The 6,478-nt window shown below is 58.9% G+C and carries 5 protein-coding genes; 3 read left to right on the top strand and 2 right to left on the bottom strand.

The window, feature by feature from the left end:
• The 3 genes from R6V78_RS00360 to R6V78_RS00350 all read left to right on the top strand — a co-directional run.
• Positions 1-1,160: GH36-type glycosyl hydrolase domain-containing protein (locus tag R6V78_RS00360; protein WP_410287327.1), on the top strand; the 1,160-nt coding region annotated here is incomplete at its 5' end.
• A 91-nt stretch (positions 1,161-1,251) separates the two neighbouring features.
• Positions 1,252-2,505, top strand: coding sequence for a CinA family nicotinamide mononucleotide deamidase-related protein (locus R6V78_RS00355; protein WP_410287326.1), 1,254 nt, complete (start codon positions 1,252-1,254; stop codon positions 2,503-2,505).
• Between the two features lie 89 nt (positions 2,506-2,594).
• Entirely contained in the window at positions 2,595-4,031 is a 1,437-nt protein-coding gene (locus R6V78_RS00350; protein ID WP_410287325.1) for a mannose-1-phosphate guanylyltransferase/mannose-6-phosphate isomerase, read from the top strand.
• 134 nt (positions 4,032-4,165) lie between these two features.
• On the opposite strand, the gene dtd is transcribed toward R6V78_RS00350, so the two are convergent.
• Together dtd and R6V78_RS00340 are read right to left on the bottom strand one after the other, a co-directional pair.
• Positions 4,166-4,606 carry a D-aminoacyl-tRNA deacylase gene (gene dtd / locus R6V78_RS00345; protein WP_410287324.1) on the bottom strand — a complete coding sequence of 147 codons (441 nt, stop codon included), beginning with the start codon at positions 4,604-4,606 and terminating at the stop codon, positions 4,166-4,168.
• A gap of 12 nt (positions 4,607-4,618) precedes the next feature.
• A complete protein-coding gene (locus tag R6V78_RS00340; protein WP_410287328.1) occupies positions 4,619-6,343 on the bottom strand; it encodes a helix-hairpin-helix domain-containing protein in 1,725 nt (574 codons plus the stop codon).
• Positions 6,344-6,478: the final 135 nt, after the last annotated feature.

The raw sequence follows: 6,478 nt of genomic DNA, 5'->3' as shown, positions 1-6,478 counted from the left end.
CAAGCGCATATCGCATCAGGATGAAGCGATATGACTCCAGAGGCGTCCAACCACTGGACTGGAAGAGTTGTGCCAGCCTTTACGAACACTGTGTGCGCGTCATCCGCAACGGCCTCAAGTTGGGTGAGCACGGCCTGCCGCTCATGGGCACCGGGGACTGGAACGACGGCATGAACCTGGTGGGCGCACACGGCAAGGGCGAAAGCGTGTGGTTGGGATTCTTCCTTTATGACGTGCTCATGCGCTTTGCGGAGGTCGCCCGCCTGCGTGGGGATCTGGCTTTCGTCGAGCATTGCCAGGCGGAGGCGGACCAACTGCGCCGGAATCTGGAGCAACACGGCTGGGATGGCGGGTGGTACCGCCGCGCCTATTTCGACGACGGTACGCCGCTGGGGTCGTCCGTCAACCCCGAATGCCAAATCGATTCGATTGCCCAGAGCTGGTCCGTTCTCTCGAACGCGGGCGATCCGGAGCGCAGCCGCATAGCCATGAATGCGCTGGACACACGTCTCGTTCGCCGGGACCATGGACTGATCCAACTGCTGGACCCGCCCTTCGACACATCGGCGCTGAATCCCGGCTATATAAAAGGGTATGTCCCCGGCGTCCGTGAAAACGGCGGCCAGTATACGCACGCGGCCATCTGGGCGGCCATGGCCTTTGCACGCCTGGGGGACCACCGGCGTGCGTGGGAGCTTTTTACGATGATCAACCCGGTCAACCATGCCCGCTCGGCAGGGGCGGCCGCCACCTACAAGGTGGAACCCTACGTCATGGCCGCCGATGTCTACGCGGTGGCGCCGCATACCGGCCGCGGCGGCTGGACATGGTACACGGGCTCGGCCGCCTGGATGTACCGGCTGATCGTGGAATCGCTCCTGGGTCTCGAACTGGCGGTGGACAAACTGCGTTTCAGCCCGTGCCTGCCTGCAGAATGGGAAGGGTTCACGATGCACTACCGCTATCGCGAGACGGTCTACCACATTGCGGTCGTGCAAATGGCCGGCGTTGGCGAAATGGGCGTGAGCGTGGATGGCATTGCGCAACACGATAAGACCGTTCCGCTTGTGGACGACCATAAGGAACATCGGGTCCAGGTGCGGATAAGCAACCCTTCCAGACTGGTCGGCGCGCTTGGCGGGGGGGAAGCACAAGGTTAAATTGTTTCATTGACACCGTTGTCCTGAAATCGCTATTGTCAACTGTCAGCACCCTTCGTATGGGATCCAAACCAACCGGGCAAAGGGTTAAATGAAAGCGGAAATTCTGGCAACAGGCGACGAAATCCGGTCGGGCGCGCTGGTGGACAGCAACTCGGCGTTTATTGCCGAGCGGTTGGAGGAAAATGGCATCGAAGTGGTGCGCCACAGCAGCGTGGGTGACGATCTGTCCATATTGGTGCCCACCTTGCGCGAGATCGCCCATCGGGCGGAAGTGGCGGTGGTCACCGGCGGACTGGGGCCCACCAGTGATGATCTCTCGGCTGAGGCGGCGGCAGCGGCGGCTGGGGTGGAACTTGCCTTAAATAAAGATGCGCTCGAAAACGTAGAGCACTTTTTTAAAACGTTCAATCGCCCGATGACCGTGTCCAACCGGAAACAGGCACTGCTTCCCATGGGATCCAGAATCCTCTATAACCCGGTCGGCACGGCCCCTGGTTTTGCATTGATTATCGCAAAATGTCTGTTTTTCTTTCTGCCGGGAGTTCCCTACGAAATGAAGCGCATGCTCGGCGAGCATGTCATCCCACAGTTGAACACCCTGCAGGGTGATGCGGCCATGCACAGCCGGGTTCTGACCATTGCCACCTTCGGCTTGCCCGAATCGTTGGCCGGTGAAAAGGTGGCCGGCGTGGAAAGTCTTTATCCGGGCGTCAAGCTGGGGTTGCGGGCCAATTTCCCCCAGATTCAGGTCAAGCTTTACGGGCGGGACAAGGATTCAGCTTCCCTGGACCAGCGGTTGACCGGTGCCGGTGGTTGGGCACTGGCGCGTTTGGGACCGAATGTGATATCGGCAACAGGTGAACGGATGGAAGCCGTGGTGGGAAAACTGCTGCTGGAACGGTCGGCCACCATTGCCCTGGCGGAAAGCTGCACTGGCGGACTGATTGCCGACTGGCTGACCAACGTGGCCGGCAGCTCGGCATATTTTCTATTTTCCGGTGTTACCTATTCAAACCGGGCAAAGATGGACCTATTGGGGGTCAAGGCGGATACACTGGAAAAGCATGGTGCGGTCAACGAGGAAACTGCCCGCGAAATGGCCATTGGCGCCCGGCGGGTGGCCGGCGCTACCTTCGGGCTTTCCACCAGCGGCATTGCCGGCCCTGACGGCGGCACCGAAGCGAAGCCCGTTGGCACCCTTTGTGTGGGTTTTGCCGGGCCCGATCGCTCCTTTGGTCGTCGGTTGTACTTTCCTTTCGGCAAACGCCTGATGAACAAAAAAATCTTCGCCATGGCGGCGTTGGATCTGCTGCGCAAAGAATTAATGCGGCCAACTGGTTGAAGCTTTTTAAACGGGGTGATGCTGCCGCTGTTCGGTGAGCGCAATTGAACCCAACAAACCCAGCAAACTCAGTGAATTCAGTGAACGCAATGAAATCGATCCTCCCGGTAATCCTGGCAGGGGGCAGCGGCACGCGGCTCTGGCCGCTTTCGCGCGCACTCTATCCCAAGCAACTCATCAGTCTGGTTGACCGGCGCACCATGCTCCAGAACACGATCCTCAGGGTCGAAGGGCTGGAGCATTCGGTCAAGCCGATGGTGGTATGCAATGACGAATACCGCTTCATGGTAGCCGAGCAGCTTCGGCAGATCGATATCACAGCGGACGCCATCATCCTGGAGCCGGTAGGCAGAAATACCGCGCCTGCCCTAGCTGTTGCAGCATTGTGGGCACTGGAGAAGGGTGACGATCCCGTGCTGCTGATCCTGCCTGCCGATCACCATATTCAGTTTGCCGATCAATTTCAACGTGTCGTGAAGGATGGCTTTGCATACGCCCAGGCGGGTCGACTGATCACATTCGGCATTGTTCCGGAAAAACCTGAAACCGGATATGGCTACATCAAAATGGGCGCCGCCTTGGATGGGGGCAGTCAGGACGCGTCGGCCGTGGCCATTGCCGCCTTCGTGGAGAAGCCGGACCTGGAAACGGCCAAACAGTATGTGGACTCAAAAGCCTATTGCTGGAACAGTGGCATCTTCATGTTTCAGGCATCCCAGGTGCTGGGCGCATTGGAGACCTTCGTGCCCGATATTGTCACTGCCTGTCGGCAGGCCATCCAGAAGGGGAAATCCGATCTGGATTTCTTCAGACTGGACAAAGCCGCTTTCTCGGCGTGCCCCAGCGACTCCATCGACTATGCCGTGATGGAAAAAACAGACTGCGGCGGCATGCTGCCCCTGGCTGCCGGCTGGAACGATCTGGGATCATGGGAAGCCCTCTGGCAGGTCGGAGAAAAAGACGACCTGGACAATGTCGTCAAGGGTGATGTGGTGCTCCACGATGTTGAGGACTCGTACCTGCATGCCGAACACCGCCTGATTGCAGCTGTGGGATTAAAGGATCACATTGTTGTAGAGACCGCGGATGCGGTAATGATTTCCCCCCGGGACCGTGTCCAGGATGTCAAGGGGCTGGTCGATCAGCTTAAAAAAAAGAATCGGGAAGAGACACGCACGCATAAACGCCTTTTCCGGCCCTGGGGCACGGTGGATCAACTGGTGGGCGGCGCTCGATTCCAGGTTAACCGGATCACGGTCAAGCCCGGTGGTGTGCTGTCTCTTCAAAAACACTTCAATCGCTCCGAGCACTGGATTGTCGTCCGCGGGTCTGCCCTGGTCACCAGGGGAGCGGAACAGTTCGTCTTAAAAGAAGACAGCTCCACCTACATCTCCTCAGGCATCGCCCATCGGTTGGAAAATCCGGGAAAGATACCGCTGGAACTGATCGAGGTGCAGACGGGCGGGTATATCGGAGAGGATGACATCACCCGTCTCGAGGACCTTTACGGCCGGCACCGGGAGTAGGGAAGGTGCCCGGGCGGGGATAAGCGCCGCCCCTGCACGGTCTGTGCGTATTCATCATTCGATCCTGGCCGCTCGACGTTCAGTGCGCTTCAGGTTTCGTGAAAAGTGACGGTTGGCGCAGGCGCCGGTTCGGCTTACCGGCTGTGAACCAGCAGGGTGACCGGGCCATCATTGACGATGTGAACCTGCATCCTGGCTCCGAATCGCCCTGTCTGGGTTGAGATTCCCAGCGCTGTCACACGAGCCACGAAATGGTGGTAGAGCCGCTGAGCCAGTTCCGGCTCGGCGGCCTTGACGAAGGAGGGCCGCCTGCCTTTGCGGCAGTCTCCCAGCAGGGTAAACTGAGAGATCACCAGCATCTGTCCCCCCAAATCGAGTAGGGACCGGTTCATCTTGCTGGAATCGTCTTCGAAAATTCGCAGATGGACCACCTTCGAGGCCAGGAATTCGGCATCTTTCTCAGTATCGCCCTCGGCCACCCCCAGCAAAACGTTCAATCCGCGGTCGATGGCACCGACCACCGACCGGTCAATGCTGACGCTGCTGTTTAAGACGCGCTGAACCACGGCGATCATGGGAATCCGTTTCTACCGCCCGGACGGTTTTCGAAAGGCGTCGGCAAAGGGGTTATTGAAGGGGGGCGGAGACCCTGGTTTAGGCGCGGTTTTGGGTTTGGGTCGGCTGCCGGCCGACCGCGTCGCCCGCGCAGGATCAGCCTTGATCCGGGGCTCAGGCCTCGTTCCCGGTTGGCTTTTCATGGACAGGGAGATGCGTTTGCGGGGCAGGTCGACCTCCAGGACGGTGACTGTGACTTTTTGCTGAACGCCGACCACATCGGCGGGTGTTTTCACGAACCGGTCGCATAGCTCGCTGATGTGCACCAATCCGTCCTGGTGAACCCCGATGTCCACGAAAGCGCCGAAATTGGTGACGTTGGTTACGATTCCAGGAAGCTGCATGCCAGGCTGCAGGTCCTGAACGGTGGAGACATTGGGGTCGAAAGAGAAGTGTTCGAAGGGCTCCCGGGGATCCCTGCCTGGTTTGGCCAACTCATCCATGATGTCCGTGAGGGTCGGCAGGCCGATGCTGTCGGTGACGTAGCGGTTCAGCTCAATTTTCTTGCGCAGGCCGGCATCGTTCATCAGAGCGGATACGCTGCAGCCCAGATCCTCGGCCATGGCCTGGACCACCGCATAGCTTTCCGGGTGAACGGTGCTGGCATCCAAGGGGTTTTCACCGCCTTTGATGCGCAAAAAACCGGCGCACTGTTCGAAGGCCTTGGGCCCCAGCCGCTTGACTTTTCTGAGCGCTTCCCGGCTGGTGAACGCGCCGTGTTCGTCGCGGTGCGCAACCAGGTTTCTGGCCAGCTGGGACCCTAACCCGGACACATAGGTGAGCAGCTGACTGCTGGCCTGGTTGACTTCAACCCCCACAGCGTTGACACAGCTGACCACCACATCGTCCAGCGCGCCTTTCAAGGCGAACTGATCGACGTCGTGCTGGTACTGGCCCACCCCAATGGACTTGGGGTCGATTTTGACCAATTCCGACAAGGGGTCAATCAACCGGCGACCGATGGAGACAGCTCCGCGTACGGTAAGGTCGTGGTCGGGGAATTCCTGGCGGGCGATTTCAGATGCGGAGTACACCGATGCACCGCTTTCATTGACCATGATTACCGGCAGGGAGCGCGCATCGATGGCCCCCTCCACGAAAGCCTGGGTTTCACGGCCGGCGGTGCCATTGCCCACGGCCACGGCCTCGATGTCAAATTTTCGGCACAGCGTGATCACGGTTTGCGCGGCGGCTGCGGCCTGCCGTTCCGAACCGTGGGGATAGATGGTGTCGTTGTGCACAAGCTTGCCCTGGCGGTCCAGGCACACGAGCTTGCAGCCGGTGCGAAATCCCGGGTCGATGCCCATCACCCGTTTGGCTCCCAGAGGGGATGCCAGCAGCAGCTGGCGCAGGTTCTCGGCAAAAACGCGGATCGCCTCTGCATCGGCGCGTTCTTTGATCGCCACGCGAACCTCGGTTTCCATTGAGCGCGACAGCAGCCGTTTATAGGCATCATGGGCCGCTGCGCGCACCTGCTCGGCATCCGGCCCGTCGCCGGTTACGAAAAGCGCCTCTAAAATTGCGATGGCTAGCTCCGGCTGCGGGGCGATGGAAAGCGTGAGCAGGTCTTCTTTCTCCGCACGGCGCATGGCCAGGATGCGATGGGATGGTGCCGTTGCAACGGCTTCCTCCCACTGAAAATAGTCCTTGTATTTGGCGGCCTGGTCCGCTTTGCCGACGACCAACTGGCTGCGGATGAGCGATAAAGATATATAGCTATTTTACTGTAACTGACTTAGCTAAATTCCTTGGTTTATCAATATTATTCCCTAATTCCTTTGCTAAAAAGTATGATATTAATTGAAAAGGAATTACATTACTAATAGCTTTTA

The sequence above is a fragment of the Desulfosarcina sp. genome (genome assembly GCF_046496365.1).
Classification (GTDB): Bacteria; Desulfobacterota; Desulfobacteria; order Desulfobacterales; family Desulfosarcinaceae; genus Desulfosarcina.
The sequence above is the reverse complement of the archived record's forward strand: the minus strand, read 5'-3'. Positions and strand labels throughout refer to the sequence as shown.